The organism is Bradyrhizobium japonicum USDA 6, from assembly GCF_000284375.1.
GTDB classification, from domain to species: domain Bacteria; phylum Pseudomonadota; class Alphaproteobacteria; order Rhizobiales; family Xanthobacteraceae; genus Bradyrhizobium; species Bradyrhizobium japonicum.
In genome coordinates, this window is record NC_017249.1 from 3497085 (window position 1) to 3515442 (window position 18358).

Below are 18358 nucleotides of genomic sequence, written 5' to 3' on the forward strand. Positions count from 1 at the left end.
GCACTCACGATCCCGCATCACCTTTGCCTATGGGATCGGGAGGGCCGCATGTCCAAAGAAGCCAAGCCCGCGCAGAAGCGCATCGATCAGTTCTTTTCCGGGCCCGGCTGCCGGGCAGACGATTGGCGTGACCTCGTTGAGGCGGCCAAGGTGTGGGCGCGCGGCGGAGATCGCGCGAAATACGATGCAGCACTTGCTGATCTTTCTGTGACGGAAGAATTTCACGGCTATCCAGGCCTGCAATTGATGGCGGCGTTGCGGGAAGCCGCCGTCGCCGGTGACGCGGCCGGCTCGCTCGCTTTGTCGACGCGGATCACGCAGGCCCTTCAAACCAAGTCCTTCCGCCAGCATGCGGGCGACGCGAGCGACAACGATGAGGGCAACGGTGATGCCTCTGATCTGCTGGTGCCGACATCTGGTTCTGCGCGCCGTCCTTATTTCGAGACCCTGATCGTCACCGGTGTCTCATCCAACAGTTGGCCGTCACTTGCGGCCGAATGGCGCAAGCTGCGGCGGCCGGCGGATCAGTTCGTCTATGAACCGGTCTTCGTGGGGAGCCTCGAAGACGCCTTCTGTGCCACGCTTCTGAACCCCAATCTCGCGGCGGTCGTGATCAATGAAGGTTTTGGGCTGCGCTCGCGTCATGATGCGCCCATCCTGCGCACGATGACTTCCTCGGCCCGTCTGAACGATGAAAGCGATGCGTCCGCGCTTGGGCTCGCCCATATCATCAAGCGGATCCGTCCGGAGCTCGACCTCTACCTGATGTCCAACCGCGACGTGGAGGAGATGGCCGGGAATCCCGAGGCCAACGTCGCCCGCCGTATCTTCTATTCCATCGAAGAGCTGCTCGAGCTGCATCTGTCCATCCTCGAAGGCGTGCAAGACCGCTACGACACGCCGTTCTTCGACAATCTCAAGAAATATGCACAGCGGCCGATTGGGACATTCCATGCGCTGCCGATCGCGCGCGGCAAATCCATCTTCAAGTCGGACTGGATCCGCGACATGGGCGAGTTCTACGGCCTGAACCTGTTTTTGGCCGAGAGCAGCGCGACCACCGGCGGCCTCGACAGCCTGCTGGAGCCGACTGGCAACATCAAGAAGGCGCAGGACAAGGCGGCGCGGGCGCTTGGCGCCGACCGCGTCTTCTTCGTCACCAACGGCACCTCGACCTCGAACAAGATGGCGGTGCAGGCCCTGCTGGCACCGGGCGATATCGCAATCGTCGACCGCAATTGTCACAAGTCGCATCATTACGGCATGGTGCTGGCGGGCGCGCAGCCGCTCTACGTCGAAGCCTTCCCGATGACGGAGTATTCGATGTACGGCGCCGTGCCGCTGAAGACGATCAAGCAGGCGCTGCTGAACGCCAAGGCCGACGGCCGGCTCGACCGCGTCAAGATGCTCGACCTCACCAACTGCACGTTCGACGGCCACATCTACAACACCCGCCGGGTCATGGAGGAATGCCTCGCCATCAAGCCCGATCTGATCTTCCTGTGGGACGAAGCCTGGTTCGGCTTTGCGCGCTTCTCGCCGTTCTTGCGACGACGCACCGGGTTGGGCGCGGCCAACGAGATCGAGGCCTGGATGCACGACCCGAAATCGGTCGCGGCCTATGAACAGCAACAGGCCGAACTCGGCAAGAACCCTTCGAACGAAGTGCTGCTCAAGACCCGGCTCATTCCCGATCCGCGTCAGATCCGCCTGCGGGTCTACCAGACCAATTCGACGCACAAGTCGATGTCCGCGATCCGGCAGGGCTCGATGCTGTCCGTCAAGGACGTCGAATTTCACACCGTCGAGCAGCAATTCAAGGAAGCGGTCTTCACCCACGCCTCGACCAGTCCGAACCAGCAGCTCATTGCCAGCCTCGACGTCTCGCGGCGCCAGATGGAGTTGGAGGGCTACGGTCTCGTCGCCAATGCGATCGAAGTCGCGTTCGCCATTCGCAAGGCGGTCAACAACAATCCGCTGATCTCGAAATACTTCCGCGTTCTCGGCGCCGACGCCATGGTGCCCGCGCTCTATCGCCAGAGCGGCTTCACCGACTATCTGGCGGCCGGCGTAAACTGGGCAAATACCCTGAAGAGCCTGGACGACGACGAGTTCTGCCTCGATCCGACCCGCATGACTCTGGTGTGCGGCACGGCGGGCTTCGACGGCACCCAGTTCAAGGGGATGCTGGCGAACGAATACAGCATCCAGGTCAACAAGACCTCGCGCAATTCAGTCCTGATCCAGTCCAACATCAACAACACCCGCAGCGACGTGGCGCATCTTGTCAGGGTTTTGGCCGAGATCGCGGGCGAGGTGGATCGCGGCCTCGCCCAAGGCGGTGCCAATGCGAAGAAGACCTTCGAGGCGCGGGTCAAGAGCCTGATGAAAGACGTGCCCGACCTGCCGAACTTCTCGCATTTCCACCCGAGCTTCCGTGGCGATGCCGGCACCAAGACCAACGAGGGCGATATCCGTAGCGGCTTCTACACGGCCTATAACGCGGCGGGGTGCGAATTCATCCGGCTCGGTGATCCCGAGATCGACCGTCGCCTGAAGGCTGGACCTGAACTGGTTTCCGCCAGTTTCGTGATCCCGTATCCGCCGGGCTTCCCGATCATGGTGCCGGGCCAGGTCATCACCCAGGAGACCATCGACTTCATGCGCAAGCTCGATGTGAAGGAGATCCATGGCTACGACGCCAAGGAAGGCCTGAAGCTCGTGCGCGCAGAAGCCTTGGCGAAGATCGGCAAGCCGAAGCCCGGTGCTTCGCCGAAGCTCAAGGCGGCGTCATAAGGGGGACGAACAATGCAGGGGTTTTTCACGTTTCTGCAGCAGAATCCATTTCTGCTTCTGTTCTTCGTCGTCGGGCTGGCGGTATGGATCGGGCGGGCCAGCATCAAGGGCTATGGCCTCGGCATGGTGGCCGGCGCCATCGTGGTCGGCGCTGGCTTGGCGGTATGGTCATCGACTTATGGCGTAAAGCTCGAGCTCAACAATTTTGCCAAAAGCCTGTTCTACTATCTTTTCATGTACGGCGTCGGCCTGCGGGTCGGCCCGTCCTTCATCAACAGCCTGAAGGGTGACGGGATCAAGTTCGTCGTCCTGGCGGTGGTCTCGAGTGTCCTTGGCCTCGCGCTTGTCGTTCTCGGCGCAAAACTCTTCGCGCTTCCGACGGGCGCTGCGGGCGGCATGCTTGCGGGTTCGCAGACCATGTCTGCCGCGATCGGTTCGGCCGAGCAGGCGATCACGTCGGGCGTCGTCAAGCTGCCTGAGGGGATGAAGCCCGAGGAAGCGACCGGCATGATCGCGCTGTCCTACGGCATCACCTACATCTGGGGGACCGTCGGCATCATCCTGATTTGCAAATACCTGCCGCGCTGGTGGGGCATCGACGCCCAGGCCGCCGCGAAGAAGTATGAGCTGGACTTCGGCGTCAAGGACCTCGAAGGCGGCGCTCTCACCGGCTATCGGCAGTTCGGCGTGCGTGCCTACCGGCTGGAGAACCCGGCCCAGGTCGGCAAGAGCATCGAGGGCTTCCGCAAGGAGAACCCCGAATATCGCATCGCCAACGTATTGCGAGGCGGCGAGTCGGTGGGGGCCAATGCGGACCTCGTGCTTCAGAAGGGCGACATTGTCGCGCTGGGCGGCGCGACAGAGCACCTCACCGACAAGATGGGCCTGATCGGGCCCGAGGTTGCCGACGCCAAGGCACTTAGCGTTGCTCTGGATCAGGCCGATATCCTCGTCACCAACAAGGAGATGGTCGGGAGGACCTTTGAATCCTTCCGCGACCTGGCAATTGCCGGCCAGTTGCAGATCGGCAAGGTCGAGCGCGGTGGCGTGCCGCTTCCGGCCGGCCTCAAGACCGAGCTGCAGCGGATGGACATCATCTCGGTGGTCGGTCTGAAGTCGGCCGTCGACGAGCTCGGCAAGATGTGGGGCCGCATCGCGCGTTACAACACCTCGACCGATCTACTGACGCTGTCTGTCGGCATGATCCTTGGCTTCCTGATCGGCCGGATCGAATTCCCGGCCTTCGGCGCCAAGATCGGCCTCGGCAATGCCGGTGGCTTGTTGCTGGCGGGCGTGATTGTTTCCTCGATCGTGTCTCGCTTGCGCTTCTTCGGCAGCACGCCGAACGCGGCGCGCAACGTGCTGGAGGATCTCGGCCTCGTCGTCTTTGTCGCGATCGTCGGCGTCAATGCGGGTGCCGGCCTGCTGGCCCAGCTCACCGGTGCCGTCGCCTTGAAGATCTTCCTCGTCGGCTTCATCGCCTGCACGATCCCGCCGTTCGTCGTCTGGGCGATCGGCTTCCACATATTCAAGATCAACCCGGCGGTGCTGATGGGCGGTGTTGCCGGCGCACGGTCGCATTCCGGTCCGTGCCGCGAGGCAGCGGTCGAAATCAAAAGCACGGTGCCCTGGATCGGTTTCCCGGTCGCCTATGCCGTATCGGGCATTCTGCTCACCGTGTTCGGCTACTTCGCAATGCTTCTAGCCCAATAGTCCGTTGCAACAACCAAAAGGGGAATGAACATCATGAGGAAATTTGCCATCGGCGCCGCCTTGGTCATCTCGTTCGCCACCGCGGCCGGCTTCAGCACGCCGTCACGTGCCGAGACCGGCCAGGTCGCCGTCGTCTTCACCAAGGGCGGCTTCGTTGTCGGCGTCGGCGGCGGCGAGGGCGTTTTGGTGTTGCGGGGCAAAAAATATCCCTTCACCGTGTCAGGCATGAGCGTTGGCTTCACGATCGGAGCTTCGACGACCAGGTTCGTCGGCCGCGCCCTCAATCTGAGGGGGCCGCAGTCGATTGAAGGCTCTTACGCGGTGGGCGGCGCCGGCGGCGCGGTCGCCGCAGGGGCCGGAGCCGTGCAGTTGCAGAACGGCAACGGCGTGATCCTTCAGCTCAGCGGACCGAGGGTCGGCGCGGAAGTGTCGGCCGCGGTCGGCGGCGTCACGATCCGGCTGAAATAGGTCCGGCAGGGCGCTCAAGCCAAACGGGCTGCATCATCGCAGCCCGTTTCGCGTTTCAGTAGCGTTCCTCGACGAACTTCAGGCCGCGCAGGCTCGCCTGGTCGTTGTAACGTCCCTTGTGGGACCGCGGCGGCAGCTTGACCTTCTCCCGCTTGACCTCCTTGTAAGGGATCGTTCTCAGGATGTGCGAGATGACGTTGAGCCGCGCTCGCCGCTTGTCGTCGGAGCGGATCAGTCGCCACGGTGCATGCTTCGTGTCAGTCGCCTCGAACATCATGTCACGCGCGCGTGAGTAATCGTACCAGCGCCCGAACGACTCGGTGTCCATCGGGCTCAGCTTCCACTGCCGCAGCGGATCCTCGATACGCGCCTTGAAGCGGAGTTCCTGCTCCTCCATCCCGACCTCGAGCCAAAGCTTGATCAGGATGATGCCCGCGTCCACGGCGAACTTCTCGACCAGCGGACACAATTCCAGGAAGCGCCTGTGTTCGGCCGGCGAGCAGAAGCCCATGACGTACTCAACGCCGGCGCGGTTGTACCAGCTGCGGTCGAAAATCACGATCTCACCGCCGGCCGGGAATTGCTCGATATAGCGCTGCAGGAACAGCTGGGATTTCTGCCGGTCGGAGGGCGCGGGCAGGGCGCAGACACGGAACACGCGCGGGCTCACCTTTTCGGTCAGCGCCTTGATGGTGCCACCCTTGCCGGCCGCGTCGCGCCCCTCGAAAATGATGATCACCTTCAGCTTTTCGGCTTTCACCCATTCCTGGAGGTGACACAGCTCTACCTGGAGCTTCTCGAGCTCCTTCTCATAGTCCTTCCGCTTCATCCGCTCCGCGGGCGCGTCCTTGGCCATGCTCAATCACCCCAGGAAATGGTCACGCCGATGTCGCCGGGCACACCGCCTGGAAAATCGATGACCTGATAGGCGATGCGATAGCCGCGTGGTTTCAGGTAGTCGCTCCAGAGCTGGAAGATTTCCTTCGGAATCCCGGTCAGGGTGTTCTCCCAGCCCGCTTCCATCTGATTGATGGCGCGGCCCTTGTCGGTGCACAGCGTGTTGGGGAAGCGATAGACCTGAACCTCGGTCAAGCCGTTCCGCACCGCACGCTGGATGATCGTCGAGGCGAGCTTGATCTTCTCGTCCTCGGTCTTGCCAGAAGGCTTGCTGAGGCGTTCAATGAGGGCGTGTTTCTCGGCTTCGGCGGCGGCGGCAAGGCGCGCATATTCGTCGGCCTTCGCTGCCTCCTTGAGGGCTGCTTCCTTGCGGATCTGCGTGGCGCTGGGGATGAGATCATCGATGCCGGGCATGGCTGGCGACTCCTGTTGCTGCGCGTCAACTTTCAGGCGAGGCTAGGAGGGGCCGTTCCAGGCCCGTTGATCCAAATCAAGCAATTGCGCCACCCGATACCGACACTGCATTCGACGCATTCAAGTGGGAACGCGCCTGACGAGGAGAGAACGTTGAGCGATCAGCTTCATCCGATGGCCCCGCATCATCTGCCGTTCTTTCTCGCACCGGGAAGCGGGGTGGATCCGCTGATGGTGGTGATGGGAATTTTCCTGATCGGCACCGTGCTCTGGGTCGGTACTCTTTATTGGAAACTGCACAGCCTGCCTGAGCGAATGGCGCACAAGTCGCAGAAACTGCAATTCGAATTCGTAGCCGTGCTCGGCCTGATCTCGCTCTTCACGCACATGCACATCTTCTGGATTGCAGGCCTGCTGCTGGCCATGATCGACCTTCCCGACTTCGGCGGTCCGCTGCGCAGCATCGCCGGTTCCGTGGAGAAGATCGCGGATGCGACGCCCGAAGACAGCGACGCGGCCACGCAGATCGGCCCGCGACCTGCAGGCGGCGACGCACCGCCTCCAACGGACAAGCCGGGGCCCGCGAAGGAGAAGGAGCACAGCCATGTTTGAGCTGATGTTCTGCTCGCTGCTGACGATCCTGCCCGACTATCTCTACCGCCGCTATGTCCAGGGCAAGCGCTTCGGCAAGGAGATCACCTTCTTCTCCGTCTGGTACGAGCTGCGTTGGGGCATTACCGGCTGCCTGATGCTGACGGTGTCGCTGATCACCATGATCTTCTATTTCCATCCGTCGACATCCAGCGCGACGCTTTATTTCCGCACCGTGCCGATCCTGCCCGAAGGCTCGGGGCGCGTGGCCGAGGTCAAGATCGGCTTCAGCGCGCCGGTGAAGAAAGGCGAAGTGCTGTTCACGCTCGACGCGTCGAAGCAGCAGGCCGCGGTCGCGACCGCCAGGCGCAAGATCGCCGAAGTCGATGCCGCCATGCAGACGGCACAAGCTGACGTGGTCAAGGCCGAGGCGCAGATCGGCGAAGCGAAGGCGAATTATCAGCAGGCCAAGGACGAGCTCGACGTCAAGAGCGAGCTGCAGCGACGAAATCCCGGTATCGTGCCGCAGCGCGATATCGAAAAGCTCCAAGTGCTGGTCGACCAGCGCCAGTCCGGCATCGATGCCGCGACGGCCGCGCGGCAGTCGGCGGCGTTGCAGGTCTCGACCTCGCTTCCAGCGCAGAGGGCGAGTGCCGAGGCGGCGCTTGATGAGGCCCAGGTCGATCTCGACAAGACACTGGTCCGCGCCGGCGTCGACGGGCGCGTCGAGCAGTTCCTTGTCCGCTCCGGCGATGTCGTCAACCAGTTGATGCGGCCTGCGGGAATCCTGATTCCGGCGGAGGCCGGCCGATCGGTCCTTCAGGCCGGCTTCGGTCAGATCGAGGCCCAGGTGATGAAGACCGGCATGGTGGCGGAGGCGACCTGCATCTCGAAGCCGTGGGTCATCATTCCGATGGTGATCACAACGGTGCAGGACTACATCGCCGCCGGCCAATTCCGCTCCGGCGAGCAGTTACTGGAAGCACAGAACGTCGTTCGGCCCGGCACGATCCTGGTGTTCCTGGAGCCGCTCTACAAAGGCGGCCTCGAGGGCGTGACGCCGGGCTCGAGCTGCATCGTCAACGCCTACACCAGCAATCACGAGGAGATTTCCGCCAAGGACACGCCGACCAGCCGGAAGATCGCGCTGCACGTCGTCGACGGCGTCGGCCTGGTCCATGCCCTGCTGCTGCGCATCCAGGCTTTGCTGCTGCCGATCCAGACGCTGGTGCTGAGCGGGCACTGAGCGCGCGAGGGAAGAGAACATGAGATCACGAAGAGCGATTGCACCGGGCGCGATGTTGCTTGCCTCGCTGTTGGGGGCGTCCGGCCGTGCCGATGCGCTTGATCTCAACGGCGCATGGGTCAGTGATGCCGACAACTGCCCCAAGGTGTTTGCACGCAACGGCTCGCAGCTCGGCTTCACCGAGATGTCGGACGCCTATGGCGGCGGCTTCATCATCAACGGCGACCAGATCGCCGGCAAGTTCGCGCGCTGCCGGATCAAGGCGAGGAAGGACAATGGTCCGTACGTTAACCTCATCGCTGCGTGTGCGACCGACATAATGCTGTCCAGCGTCCAATTCAATTTGAAGGAGCTGGACTCCAACAGCCTGGTCCGCCTGTTCCCGGGCATGGAAGACATGGAGATCCGCTACCACCGCTGCCTGGCGAAATAGCGGCCATAGGCTGTCGGTGCCGTGCAATTCCCGCTAGAGTTACCGCGGTGAGCGGCCGTTCGAAGCCGCCGGGGAGGTGGATGAGCGGGCACGTGACCATTGCGTCAACCAAATCGTGGTCAGTCACGGCCGCAGTGCTCTGTCTCGGCCTGCTGCTCGCCGCGTGCATGCTGTCCGGGCCCGCGCGAGCCGCCGAGCCCGTCTCGGTTGCGCGCAGCGAGCCAAAGCGCGTGCTGATCCTGCACTCCTTCGGCCGCGAGTTTCGCCCCTGGAGTGAGTACGCGCGGAGCATCAAGGTCGAGCTCGAGCGGCAATCGCCCTGGCCGCTCGACGTCCAGGAGCACGCGCTGCTCAGCGCGCGCTTCAACAATGCTGGCCCCGAAACGCCCTTCGTCGAATATCTCGGTTCGCTCTACCATGGCCAGCCGCCCGACATTGTGCTGAGCATCGGCGCACCCGCGGCGCGGTTCGTGCAGAGATACCGTGCGAAACTCTTTCCGGAAGCGCCGGCGGTGCTGACCGTGGTCGAACAACGGCTGGTGAACCGCCTGGATCTCACCGACAATGACGTGGTCGTGTCCGTCCGCAATGATTTCGTGGCGGCCTTCGAGAACATTCTCAAGGTCTTGCCCGATATCAAAACGGTTGCCGTTGTGATCGGCGCCTCGCCCCTCGAGAAATTCTGGATAGAGGAGGTGAAGCAGGAGTTGAAACCGCTGGAAGGCAGGCTCGACCTCGTCTGGTACTCCGACCTCCCGTTTGAGGAGATCCTGAAGCGCGCATCGGCGCTTCCACCGCACTCGGCGCTGTTCTGGGGGCTGATGTCGGTCGATGCCGCCGGCATTGTCCACGAGGGCGATATCGCCCTGCACAGGCTGCATGCTGTCGCGAATGCGCCGATCTTCTCGTATCAGGAGCCTTTCTTCGGCGACGCCAGTGTCGGCGGACCCATGCACTCCGTCGCCGAAACCAGTTCGAAGACCGTCAGTGCCGCGATCCGGATCCTCGGCGGCGAGAAGCCGGCCCGCATCAAATACGAGCCGATCGGATTCGGGTCGCCGAAATATGATTGGCGGGAGTTGCAGCGCTGGGGGATAGGCGAGAGCAGTCTACCGCCGGGCAGCGAAATCCTGTTTCGTGAGCCGACCCTCTGGGATCGCTATCGCTGGCAGATGCTGCTGATCGCGGCCGTGATTTTGATACAGGCCGGTTTCATCAGCGGGCTTCTGCACGAGCGCCATCGCCGTCAATTGGCCGAGATCGAGTCGCGACAGCGCCTGGCGGAACTCGCCCACGCCAATCGGTACTCGGCCGTCGGCGAGTTGACGACGTCGATTGCCCACGAGCTGAACCAGCCGCTCGGCTCCATTCTGACCAATGCCGAGACGGCGGAGCTCATGCTCAAAGCCACTGCACCCGACATCAACGAGATCCGCCAGATTCTAGCCGACATCAGGCGCGACGATCAGCGGGCGTCCGAGGTCATCCGCAGGCTTCGCAGCGTCCTGAAGAAGAGGCCGTTTGAAATCAGGGACACCGAACTGAACGACACGGTACGGGAAGCAATTGGCCTGGTGACAGCGGTCGCCGACGGGCGCCGGATCACGCTGGCTTACGCGCCGGCCGCTGCGGAGTTGAACGTCAAGGGCGACCCCGTGCAGCTGCAGCAGGTCGTTCTCAACCTGATCATCAATGCGTTGGATGCGGTCTCCGACGCGGACATGAAGAAGCGCGAGGTCAGCGTATCGACCGCGCGCGCCGGCGGCCACGCCGAGATCAGGATCGCCGATACCGGTTCGGGCATTGCGGTCGGCGACCTCGCGAAGATCTTCAATCCATTCTTCACAACCAAGCCTCAGGGCATGGGTATGGGGCTCGCAATCGTCAAGACCATTGTCGAGGCCCATCACGGCACCATAGCCGCCGAGAACCAGCCGTCGGGCGGCGCGCTGTTCACGATCAGGCTCCCGATCATTCATTAGCGCCGACGTCTTGCGATCCGGCAGCGCGGCATTGCTCTCGCGCCGCAACAAGGCGGCGAAGCAGGCCTTCGTTGATCTTGATCAATAAACGGCCATGCCGCGGCCCGATCTTGGTGGCCGGAAAGTTCGATGGAGGAAGGTATGTTTCGCTGCGGCAAGATCCTGATGGCACTTGCGCTGATGCTGACGCTGCCGATCACCGCAACCGCGCAGACAGCTGACAAGCCGGCGGCGCCAAGCACGCAGGCACAGCCCGCAAGTCCGCCTCCGCCGAGCGCCGAACTCCTGAAACCCGAGCAGCTCGAGGCACTGGTCGCGCCAATCGCGCTCTATCCCGACGAGCTGTTGGCAAATGTGCTGGCGGCATCGACCTATCCGCTGGAAGTCGTGCAGGCCGATCGCTGGCTGAAGGAACGCAAGACGCTGAAGGGCGATGCGCTCAAGGCCGAGGTCGACAAGCAGGCCTGGGACGACAGCGTCAAGGCGCTGGCGAGCACCCCCGATGTTCTTTCGATGATGAGCGACAAGCTCGAATGGACCCAGAAGCTCGGCGATGCCTTTCTCGCCCAGCAGCCCGACGTGATGGACGCGATCCAGCGCCTGCGCAACAAGGCCTATGACAACAAGAAGCTGGTCACGACCAAACAGCAGAAGGTCAGCGTTCAGAGCCAGGAAGGCAGGCAGGTGGTCGTCATCCAGCAGGCCGATCCCGCCGAGATGTACGTGCCCTATTACGATCCGGCGACGGTCTACGGCGCCTGGCCCTACGCGGAGTACCCGCCCTATTATTGGGGCTATCCGTCCTATATCGGCGCCGGCGTGGTTGCTGCCGGCATTGCCTTTGGCACGGCCTGGGCGATCGGGCGCTGGGGCAATTACTGGGGCGGCGGCTGCAACTGGGGCAACCGCAATGTCTACGTCAATCATCGTACCACCAACATCGGCAACGGTTGGCAGCACAATCCCGCCCATCGCGGCGGCGTGCGCTACAACAACACCAACGTCCAACAGCGTTTCGGCAACACCAATGTGAGGGCGGGCGCGTCGGATCGGATGGATTTCCGCGGCCGTGATGGCAACCAGGTGCTGCGTCCGGGCCAGGGTGCGGGAGATCGGGCGGGAGATCGCGCCGGCGACCGTGCCGGTGATCGTGGCGGTCCGGGTGACCGTGCAGGAGATCGTGCAGGAGATCGTGCAGGAGATCGCGGTGATCGTGCCGGCAATCGCGGTGACCGGCCCGGCGGCGGCGATCGCGCTGGCGCGGGAGATCGTGCCAAGGGTGGTGGAGATCGCGCCAAGAATGCAGGCAAGAACGCAGGCAAGGGCGGCGGCGATCGTGCAAAGGCTGCCAACCGTGCCGGCGGCGGCGCTGCCGCCAATCGTGGCGGTGGCGGCAATCGCGGCGGTGCGATGAATGTCTCGTCCGGCCGGGCGGCGGCTGCAGCATCGGCGCGCGGACGCTCCAGCATGGCGAGCATGCCGCGCGGCGGCGGTGGTGGAGGCTTTGCCGGGCGCGGTGGCGGGGGCGGAATGGCCATGCATGGTGGTGGTGGTGGCGGCTTCCGTGGTGGAGGCGGAGGAGGAGGCCGTGGCGGTGGCGGCGGTGGCCGGCGCTCCGACATCGCGCTGAAGCATGACATCGTCCTGCTCGGCCATCTCTCTAACGGCCTCGGCTATTATCGCTTCAGCTACATCGGCAGCGACAAGGCCTATGTCGGCGTGATGGCGCAGGAAGTCGAGCGGGCGATGCCTGACGCTGTGACGCGCGGCAGCGATGGCTATCTGCGCGTGTATTATGAAAAGCTTGGCCTGACATTCCGCACCTACCGCGATTGGCTCGCCGACGGCGCGAAGATCCCTGCGGAGGCGACGCCATGATCGGCCTGAAATTGCTTAATCGTACCGTCTTACCGGGCATCATGGCGCTCGTGCTCATGGGCACGGCAAGCCAGGCACAGCAGTCCTACCCGACACCGGAGGAGGCGGCATCCGCGCTCGCTGCCGCGGCCAAGAGCGGTCCGCGCGATATCCTGAAAGTGCTCGGCAGAGCGGCGGACGACATCGTCTCATCCGGCGACGAAGTCGCCGATGCCGACATTCGCGCGCGTTTCGTCTCGATGTACGACGCCAAGCACGCGATCAAGGCAGAGGCCAACAAGAAGGCGACGCTGCTGCTTGGCCCCGATGACTTCCCGTTCCCGATTCCGCTGGTCAACACGAAGGCGGGTTGGGAATTCGACACCGACGAGGGGCGGATCGAGGTGCTTCGCCGCCGCATCGGCCGCAATGAGCTCGACGCGATCCAGACCGCGCTCGCTTATGTCGACGCCCAGAACGAATATGCCGACAAGGATCGCGGCCAAGGCGCCGGCGTCTATGCGCAGCGCTTCCTCTCCACCCCCGGGAAGAAGGACGGCTTGTTCTGGCGCGATGACAACGATCCAAGTCCGCTCGGCGCGCTGGTCGCGGAGGCTTCGGCCGAAGGCTACAAGCCGGGTGAAGGGCCGGCGCCCTACCACGGCTATTACTTCCGCATCCTGAAGGGCCAGGGGCCTGACGCACCCGGCGGCGCGCTCAACTACGTGGTCAAGGACAAGATGATCGGGGGCTTCGGGCTGATCGCCTGGCCCGCCGAATACGGCAATTCCGGTGTGATGACATTCGTGGTCAATCATGCGGGCACCGTCTACGAGAAGGATCTCGGCAGGCGGACCGATTTCGTCGCGCCGCGCATGACGCTGTTCGATCCCGACCAGACCTGGAAGAAGGCCGATGCCGGAAAACCGTAAGCTGGAATGGATGCGGCGCGCGATAGCAATCGGCGTTGCGGCACTTGCGTTCGTCCTGCTCGCGATGCCGGCCACGCCGTCGTTTGCGCAAGCGAGCGGCCATGTCCAGGTGAGGTTCGTCAAGGCTGGCCTGCTGGTCGGAGGCGGCACCGGTAGTGGCGTGCTGAACTACCGCGGTCGGAACTATCCCTTCAAGGTCTCCGGCTTGAGCGTCGGCATCACCGCCGGTGCGACCGTCGGCAGATTTGATGGCCGGGCATCAGGCATCAGCGAGGTCGGCGACTTCGTCGGCACCTACAGCTCCGTCGGCGGCGGCTTCGCCCTCGTCGGTGGCGTCAACGGCGTCCACCTGCGCAACGAAAAGGGCGTGACGATCGTATTGCAAGGCCCGAAGGCCGGACTTGAGCTCGCCTCCAACATCAGTGCGATCACGATCGCCTGGAAGTGAGCGCCTCGAGCCTGGGTTACCGGGCCGCGATGGCCGTCATCTCGAGTTTGACGCCTGGACCGAGATCGGCCACGCCGATCGCGGCGCGCGCCGGCAGGTGAGCTTCCGCAAAGTGCGCCTTCCAGGCCACATTGAACTCCGCCTTCTCCTTCAGGTTGGTCATGAAGATGGTCACCTGCAAGACGTTGGCGAGATCGGAGCCGAGCGTCTTCAACAGGCGCGCCAGCTGCCCGAGGACGTCGTTGGCCTGGCCCGACATATTGAGGCTCGTGTCCTCGGGGACGATCCCGCCGATGTAGAGCACGCCATTATGCTCGACCACTTCGTGGAGGAGTCCTTCGTAGGGCAAGACGCGCTGGATCATGATGAGACCGATATTGCTGTGGGGATGGGCGGCATATCGCACATTTCCATGTCGATGTCGTTTGAAGAGATTTCGCGACCGGGGCGTCTCGAAGATAGTCCAATAAGATATTGAAAATAAAGAATAAATTGGCCGAGAAATCGCCACTGGTGGCGCGGTTGGACGGTCACCAAGCTGTACTTGCGCGCGGGAGCCCGGCGTTTCCGACGGCCCTGATCCCGACGACAGCGGGGGCGGATTGGTATACTGCCACCGGAATTGACGCGGTAGCGGCTGGGCCCGTGCCGCGCGGAATAAGGATCAGACGATGGACGATACGATTGGCTTTCCCGACCCCGGCCTCGACCTCTCTGACGGCTTCAAGCCCCACACCTCGCATTGGGGCGTGTTTTCCGCGCGTCAAAGCGAAGCTGGACTCGAGGTCAGGGCCTATGCGGGCGACCCCGATCCGAACGGCATCATCGGCAATTTCCCCGGCGCGCTGCGTCATCAGGCGCGCATCGCCCAGCCGGCGATCCGCCGCGGCTGGCTCGAGCGCGGACCTGGCCCGGACGATCGCCGCGGCCGCGATGAGTTCGTCTCCGTCAGTTGGGAGAAGGCGCTCGATCTGCTCGGCGACGAGCTCGGCCGCATCCGCGACACGCGCGGCCCCGGCGCCGTGTTCGGTGGCTCCTACGGCTGGTCGAGCGCGGGCCGCTTCCATCATGCCCAGAGCCAGGTGCATCGCTTCCTCAACATCGCGATGGGCGGCTATGTGCGCTCGGTGAACACCTATTCCTCGGGCGCGTCCTCGGTGCTGCTGCCGCAGATCCTTGCGGGCTACGAGGACATCACCAAGCGCAACGTCACCTGGGAGCAGATTGCCGAGAACACCGACATCGTGCTGGCGTTCGGCGGCATGGCGCTGAAGAACTCCATGGTGGCCGGCGGCTCGATCAGCAAGCATATCGAGCGCGGCGCCATGGAAGCCGCGCGCCGGCGCGGCTGCGCGTTCATCCTGGTCAGCCCGCTGCGCGACGATCTTCCCGTCGAGGCCGGCGCCGAATGGATGACGTGCCTGCCGGGCACCGACACCGCCCTGATGCTCGGCATCGTCCACACGCTTGTGAGCGAAGGTCTGCACGACCAGGCCTTCCTCGATCGCTACACCGAAGGCTGGCCCGTGTTCCTCCGCTATCTCACTGGCGAGAGCGACGGGCAGGCCAAGCATGCCGAATGGGCCGCCGCGATTTGCGGCGTCGATGCGGACACGATCCGCGAGCTCGCGCGCCGCGCCGCCGGAAAGCGTGCGCTGATCACCGTTTCGCATTCGCTCCAGCGCGCTGAGCATGGCGAGCAGCCGGTGTGGATGGGCATGGTGCTCGCAGCGGCGCTCGGCCAGATCGGCCTGCCTGGCGGCGGCTATGCTTATTCGCTCGGCGCGATCGGCTATTACGGCCGCCGCGTCAACGACGTGCCGGGACCGACGCTGGGGCAGGGCCGCAACGGCGTGCGCGATTTTATTCCGGTCGCGCGCATCGCCGACATGTTGCTCAATCCCGGCACGACCTATCGCTACAATGGCGAGACGCGTACCTATCCGGACATCCGCCTCGTCTACTGGGCCGGCGGCAATCCCTTCCATCACCATCAGGACATCAACCGCTTGCGCAAGGCTTTTGCGCAGCTCGATACGTTCGTCGTGCACGAGCTCGCCTGGACTGCGACGGCGCGGCACGCGGACATCGTGCTGCCCTCGACCATGACGCTGGAGCGCGAGGACATCGGCTATTCGACCAACGATCCCCTGATGGTCGCGATGCACCAGATCGCCGAGCCCTTTGGCCTAGCGCGTGACGATTACGACATCTTTGCCGATCTCGCCGAGCGCCTGGGTGCGCGCGAACCTTTCACCGAGGGGCGCACGTCGCGGCAGTGGCTCGAACATCTGTACGAGCCGACTCGCGCCTCGCTTCAAGCGCGTGGCCTCGAGGCGCCTGATTTCGACGAATTCTGGCGGCGCGGCAGCCTGGTGGTGCCGCGGCAGCCCGACGACGGCGGCCGTCTGCGCAGCTTTCGCGAAGATCCCGTCAATCATCCGCTGCCGACGCCGACCGGCCGCATCGAGATCCATTCGGCCAAGATCGCCGCGCACGGCGATGCCGATTGCCCCGGCCATCCGGTCTGGCTGGAGAAGACCGACATGCCGAAACCCGGCGCGCCGTGCTTCCTCGTCGCCAATCAACCGGTGACGCGCCTGCACAGCCAGCTCGATTTCGGCGGCCATTCGCTGGGCGCGAAGCATCGCGGGCGCGAGGTCGCGCGCATGAATCCACGCGATGCCGATGCACGCGGTATCAGGGATGGCGACATCATCCGCCTGTTCAACGAGCGCGGCGCGTGTCTTGCCGCAGTCCACGTCACCGACGGCATCGCGGCCGGCGTGGTGCAATTGCCGACCGGCGCGTGGTACGACCCAATGGACCCCGAGGACGACGCGCCGCTCTGCGTTCACGGCAATCCCAACGTGCTCACCCGCGACATCGGCACCTCGTCCTTCGCGCAGGGCTGCACCGGCCAGCTCACGACGGTCGAGGTGGAGAAGTTCACGGGCAATCTGCCGCCGATCCGCGCTTTCGATCCGGTGTAGGCGCGTCGCCGGGATTGCTTCGGCCGTAGTGCAAAGGCGCCGGACTACGCCGCGCTCTATCCGGTCTACGCGAAATGCGCTCGCAACGACGACGTGGAGGGAGTGTGAGTCGTGCTGCGCTCTCGTGCCCGTGCCGTAGCGCGTCCAGGACACGCAGAAAGAAAAGGGGCCGCCCTGTGTAGGCGCAGGGACGGCCCCGAGTGGCTCGCAGGCCCGGGAGGAAAGGGGCTCGAGCCGGCGTGAGTGGCGGGGTACTCACGCCAAAGAAAATCGCAAACCGGTCGAAGTGCAAATGGCGTGATGCCAAGTGCCTTGATCCTAAGTCGCTTGACTGCAACTCCCTTGATTCCAGTTCCCTCGATCCCAATTCACCTGCCGGCGCACGAACTACGCCGCTGCGCCAACCATCCAGTCCATGTCCGCGGCAGCGCGCCGCCGCGGAAGCGCCTCCGTAGCAGGCAGCACAGCCCTGCTGGCCAGACGCCAGCGTGCCGGTGACTCGCCGCTGATGCGCTTGAACACGGTCGAAAAATGCGCCTGCGTGCTGAAGCCGACGGCAAGCGCGATCTCCGCAAGCGGCCGCTCGGTCGTCGTGAGCAAGGTCTTCGCATGCGCAACCCGATGATTGAGCAGATATTCGCGTGGACGGTAGCCGGTCGCGGCGCGGAACTGCGCCGCGAAATGCATCCTCGAGAGGCCTGCGACATTGGCGAGCTCGGACAGGCTGATACAGCGATCAAAGTGATCGGCGATATATTGCTCGACGCGCCGCAGCCGCCATTTGGGCAAGGCATTGACTTTCGAGCGTGGCAGCTCGAGCCGGGTCAGATGCATCGCGAGGGTCTCGCCGATGCAGCGCGCGAACTGCTGGTCCGCGGTATCGCCATGCTCGGTCAGTGCCTTGGCGAGCTCGGCGGCGAGCGGGTCGCGCAGCAGGACGAGGTCGTTGAGGCCCTCAGTCGCCGGCCGCGCCGCCGAAAAATGATCGGTGGAGATATGGAAGTGTAGGAAGGCGCAGGGCGACTGGAATTGCACGCCGAGAAGCTTCGATGGCGCACTGACGTACAGCGTGCCCGCGGGCATGGTCCCGTCGAAGATGATCTGACGGTCCCGCGTCAGCTTTACCCGAGCGGTCTTCAGCGCGATGGCGACGAAATAGCGGTCCGCCGGCGTCGTTGCTTCGTGCGACGAGATGGCCCGAGAGTCTTCCCATCGCGAAATCGTGATGTCCGCGTCCAGGCCGCGGTCGACCTTGCGCCATCCGCTTTCCTGCGCGATTGCTCGCATCCCGTGCGAAGCGTTGCGATCACACCGGCTGGCGGGAAATTCGATCCAGGCATGCGCTGCTTGCAAGTCATTGAACATCGCTCGTCCTCTCCTGGCCTCGTCGCCGCTTGCAGCGATCGGCCAACTCTCAGTGCTTTCCACGATCAGAGGATAGGCGTGAGCCAGGCAAGAAGCCCGTTAGTGATGATTAGGAGGTGTTAGATTTTGTGCGAGCGCCTGAAGTGTGACAGCGCGCCGCAGGGCGTTTGATTTTGTCCAGCATTTCAATTATTTGCGCAGATCGGCGCGGTGTGAGGACATT

Annotated in this window: 15 protein-coding genes; 11 read left to right on the forward strand and 4 right to left on the reverse strand. The window is 63.7% G+C overall.

Translation table 11 applies throughout. The features are described 5' to 3' along the window. Nucleotides 1–48 precede the first annotated feature (48 nt). From BJ6T_RS16325 to BJ6T_RS16335, 3 genes are read left to right on the forward strand one after another with little or no spacing between them, the layout of a single operon-like run. The gene (locus BJ6T_RS16325; RefSeq protein WP_014493537.1) at nt 49–2796 is read left to right on the forward strand and encodes an aminotransferase class I/II-fold pyridoxal phosphate-dependent enzyme; all 2748 of its coding nucleotides are present in this window, start codon (nt 49–51) and stop codon (nt 2794–2796) included. A gap of 12 nt (nt 2797–2808) precedes the next feature. Further along, nucleotides 2809–4509, forward strand: a complete 1701-nt coding sequence (locus BJ6T_RS16330; RefSeq protein WP_014493538.1) for an aspartate:alanine exchanger family transporter — start codon at nt 2809–2811, stop codon at nt 4507–4509. A 33-nt stretch (nt 4510–4542) separates the two neighbouring features. After that, nucleotides 4543–4977 carry a hypothetical protein gene (locus BJ6T_RS16335; RefSeq protein ID WP_028169989.1) on the forward strand — a complete coding sequence of 145 codons (435 nt, stop codon included), beginning with the start codon at nt 4543–4545 and terminating at the stop codon, nt 4975–4977. Nucleotides 4978–5032: 55 nt separating this feature from the next. Here BJ6T_RS16335 and ppk2 read toward each other — a convergent pair whose 3' ends face one another. Next, nucleotides 5033–5833 carry a polyphosphate kinase 2 gene (gene ppk2 / locus BJ6T_RS16340; RefSeq protein ID WP_014493540.1) on the reverse strand — a complete coding sequence of 267 codons (801 nt, stop codon included), beginning with the start codon at nt 5831–5833 and terminating at the stop codon, nt 5033–5035. A 2-nt stretch (nt 5834–5835) separates the two neighbouring features. Beyond that, nucleotides 5836–6288, reverse strand: coding sequence for a hypothetical protein (locus tag BJ6T_RS16345; protein WP_014493541.1), 453 nt, complete (start codon nt 6286–6288; stop codon nt 5836–5838). A gap of 174 nt (nt 6289–6462) precedes the next feature. On the opposite strand from BJ6T_RS16345, the gene BJ6T_RS16350 reads away from it, so the two are divergent. The 7 genes from BJ6T_RS16350 (at nt 6463) to BJ6T_RS16380 (ending at nt 13777) form a co-directional block, all read left to right on the forward strand. Continuing rightward, a complete protein-coding gene (locus BJ6T_RS16350; protein ID WP_039227736.1) occupies nt 6463–6900 on the forward strand; it encodes a hypothetical protein in 438 nt (145 codons plus the stop codon). After that, the gene (locus tag BJ6T_RS16355; RefSeq protein ID WP_014493543.1) at nt 6893–8125 is read left to right on the forward strand and encodes an HlyD family secretion protein; all 1233 of its coding nucleotides are present in this window, start codon (nt 6893–6895) and stop codon (nt 8123–8125) included. Before BJ6T_RS16350 ends, BJ6T_RS16355 begins: the two co-directional genes overlap by 8 nt. Nucleotides 8126–8144: 19 nt before the next feature. Continuing rightward, nucleotides 8145–8558: a hypothetical protein gene (locus BJ6T_RS16360; RefSeq protein ID WP_014493544.1), complete on the forward strand. Its 414-nt coding sequence runs from the start codon at nt 8145–8147 to the stop codon at nt 8556–8558. 80 nt (nt 8559–8638) lie between these two features. Then, the gene (locus BJ6T_RS16365) at nt 8639–10540 is read left to right on the forward strand and encodes a sensor histidine kinase (RefSeq protein ID WP_014493545.1); all 1902 of its coding nucleotides are present in this window, start codon (nt 8639–8641) and stop codon (nt 10538–10540) included. Between the two features lie 141 nt (nt 10541–10681). After that, nucleotides 10682–12418 (forward strand): DUF3300 domain-containing protein, encoded by a 1737-nt coding sequence (locus tag BJ6T_RS16370; protein WP_014493546.1) that lies wholly within the window; start codon nt 10682–10684, stop codon nt 12416–12418. Then, nucleotides 12415–13329, forward strand: coding sequence for a DUF2950 domain-containing protein (locus tag BJ6T_RS16375; RefSeq protein WP_014493547.1), 915 nt, complete (start codon nt 12415–12417; stop codon nt 13327–13329). Before BJ6T_RS16370 ends, BJ6T_RS16375 begins: the two co-directional genes overlap by 4 nt. Then, nucleotides 13313–13777 (forward strand): lipid-binding SYLF domain-containing protein, encoded by a 465-nt coding sequence (locus BJ6T_RS16380; RefSeq protein ID WP_014493548.1) that lies wholly within the window; start codon nt 13313–13315, stop codon nt 13775–13777. The genes BJ6T_RS16375 and BJ6T_RS16380 overlap by 17 nt, the downstream gene beginning before the upstream one ends. A 16-nt stretch (nt 13778–13793) precedes the next feature. On the opposite strand, the gene BJ6T_RS16385 is transcribed toward BJ6T_RS16380, so the two are convergent. Next, nucleotides 13794–14141 (reverse strand): RidA family protein, encoded by a 348-nt coding sequence (locus tag BJ6T_RS16385; protein WP_028169988.1) that lies wholly within the window; start codon nt 14139–14141, stop codon nt 13794–13796. A 307-nt stretch (nt 14142–14448) separates the two neighbouring features. Here BJ6T_RS16385 and BJ6T_RS16390 point away from each other — a divergent pair, with 307 nt between their 5' ends. Next, the gene (locus tag BJ6T_RS16390) at nt 14449–16770 is read left to right on the forward strand and encodes a molybdopterin guanine dinucleotide-containing S/N-oxide reductase (protein ID WP_014493550.1); all 2322 of its coding nucleotides are present in this window, start codon (nt 14449–14451) and stop codon (nt 16768–16770) included. A gap of 387 nt (nt 16771–17157) precedes the next feature. Here the strand turns inward: BJ6T_RS16390 and BJ6T_RS16395 are convergent, their stop codons facing one another. Next, nucleotides 17158–18135 (reverse strand): helix-turn-helix domain-containing protein, encoded by a 978-nt coding sequence (locus BJ6T_RS16395; protein ID WP_014493551.1) that lies wholly within the window; start codon nt 18133–18135, stop codon nt 17158–17160. Between the last annotated feature and the right edge of the window lie 223 nt (nt 18136–18358).

Bases quoted from the DNA above. Each gene is read 5' to 3' on its own strand.
- BJ6T_RS16325 (WP_014493537.1), top strand. From the start codon at position 49: ATGTCCAAAGAAGCCAAGCCCGCGCAGAAGCGCATCGATCAGTTCTTT.
- BJ6T_RS16330 (WP_014493538.1), top strand. From the start codon at position 2,809: ATGCAGGGGTTTTTCACGTTTCTGCAGCAGAATCCATTTCTGCTTCTG.
- BJ6T_RS16335 (WP_028169989.1), top strand. From the start codon at position 4,543: ATGAGGAAATTTGCCATCGGCGCCGCCTTGGTCATCTCGTTCGCCACC.
- ppk2 (WP_014493540.1), bottom strand. From the start codon at position 5,833: ATGGCCAAGGACGCGCCCGCGGAGCGGATGAAGCGGAAGGACTATGAG.
- BJ6T_RS16345 (WP_014493541.1), bottom strand. From the start codon at position 6,288: ATGCCCGGCATCGATGATCTCATCCCCAGCGCCACGCAGATCCGCAAG.
- BJ6T_RS16350 (WP_039227736.1), top strand. From the start codon at position 6,463: ATGGCCCCGCATCATCTGCCGTTCTTTCTCGCACCGGGAAGCGGGGTG.
- BJ6T_RS16355 (WP_014493543.1), top strand. From the start codon at position 6,893: ATGTTTGAGCTGATGTTCTGCTCGCTGCTGACGATCCTGCCCGACTAT.
- BJ6T_RS16360 (WP_014493544.1), top strand. From the start codon at position 8,145: ATGAGATCACGAAGAGCGATTGCACCGGGCGCGATGTTGCTTGCCTCG.
- BJ6T_RS16365 (WP_014493545.1), top strand. From the start codon at position 8,639: ATGAGCGGGCACGTGACCATTGCGTCAACCAAATCGTGGTCAGTCACG.
- BJ6T_RS16370 (WP_014493546.1), top strand. From the start codon at position 10,682: ATGTTTCGCTGCGGCAAGATCCTGATGGCACTTGCGCTGATGCTGACG.
- BJ6T_RS16375 (WP_014493547.1), top strand. From the start codon at position 12,415: ATGATCGGCCTGAAATTGCTTAATCGTACCGTCTTACCGGGCATCATG.
- BJ6T_RS16380 (WP_014493548.1), top strand. From the start codon at position 13,313: ATGCCGGAAAACCGTAAGCTGGAATGGATGCGGCGCGCGATAGCAATC.
- BJ6T_RS16385 (WP_028169988.1), bottom strand. From the start codon at position 14,141: ATGATCCAGCGCGTCTTGCCCTACGAAGGACTCCTCCACGAAGTGGTC.
- BJ6T_RS16390 (WP_014493550.1), top strand. From the start codon at position 14,449: ATGGACGATACGATTGGCTTTCCCGACCCCGGCCTCGACCTCTCTGAC.
- BJ6T_RS16395 (WP_014493551.1), bottom strand. From the start codon at position 18,135: ATGTTCAATGACTTGCAAGCAGCGCATGCCTGGATCGAATTTCCCGCC.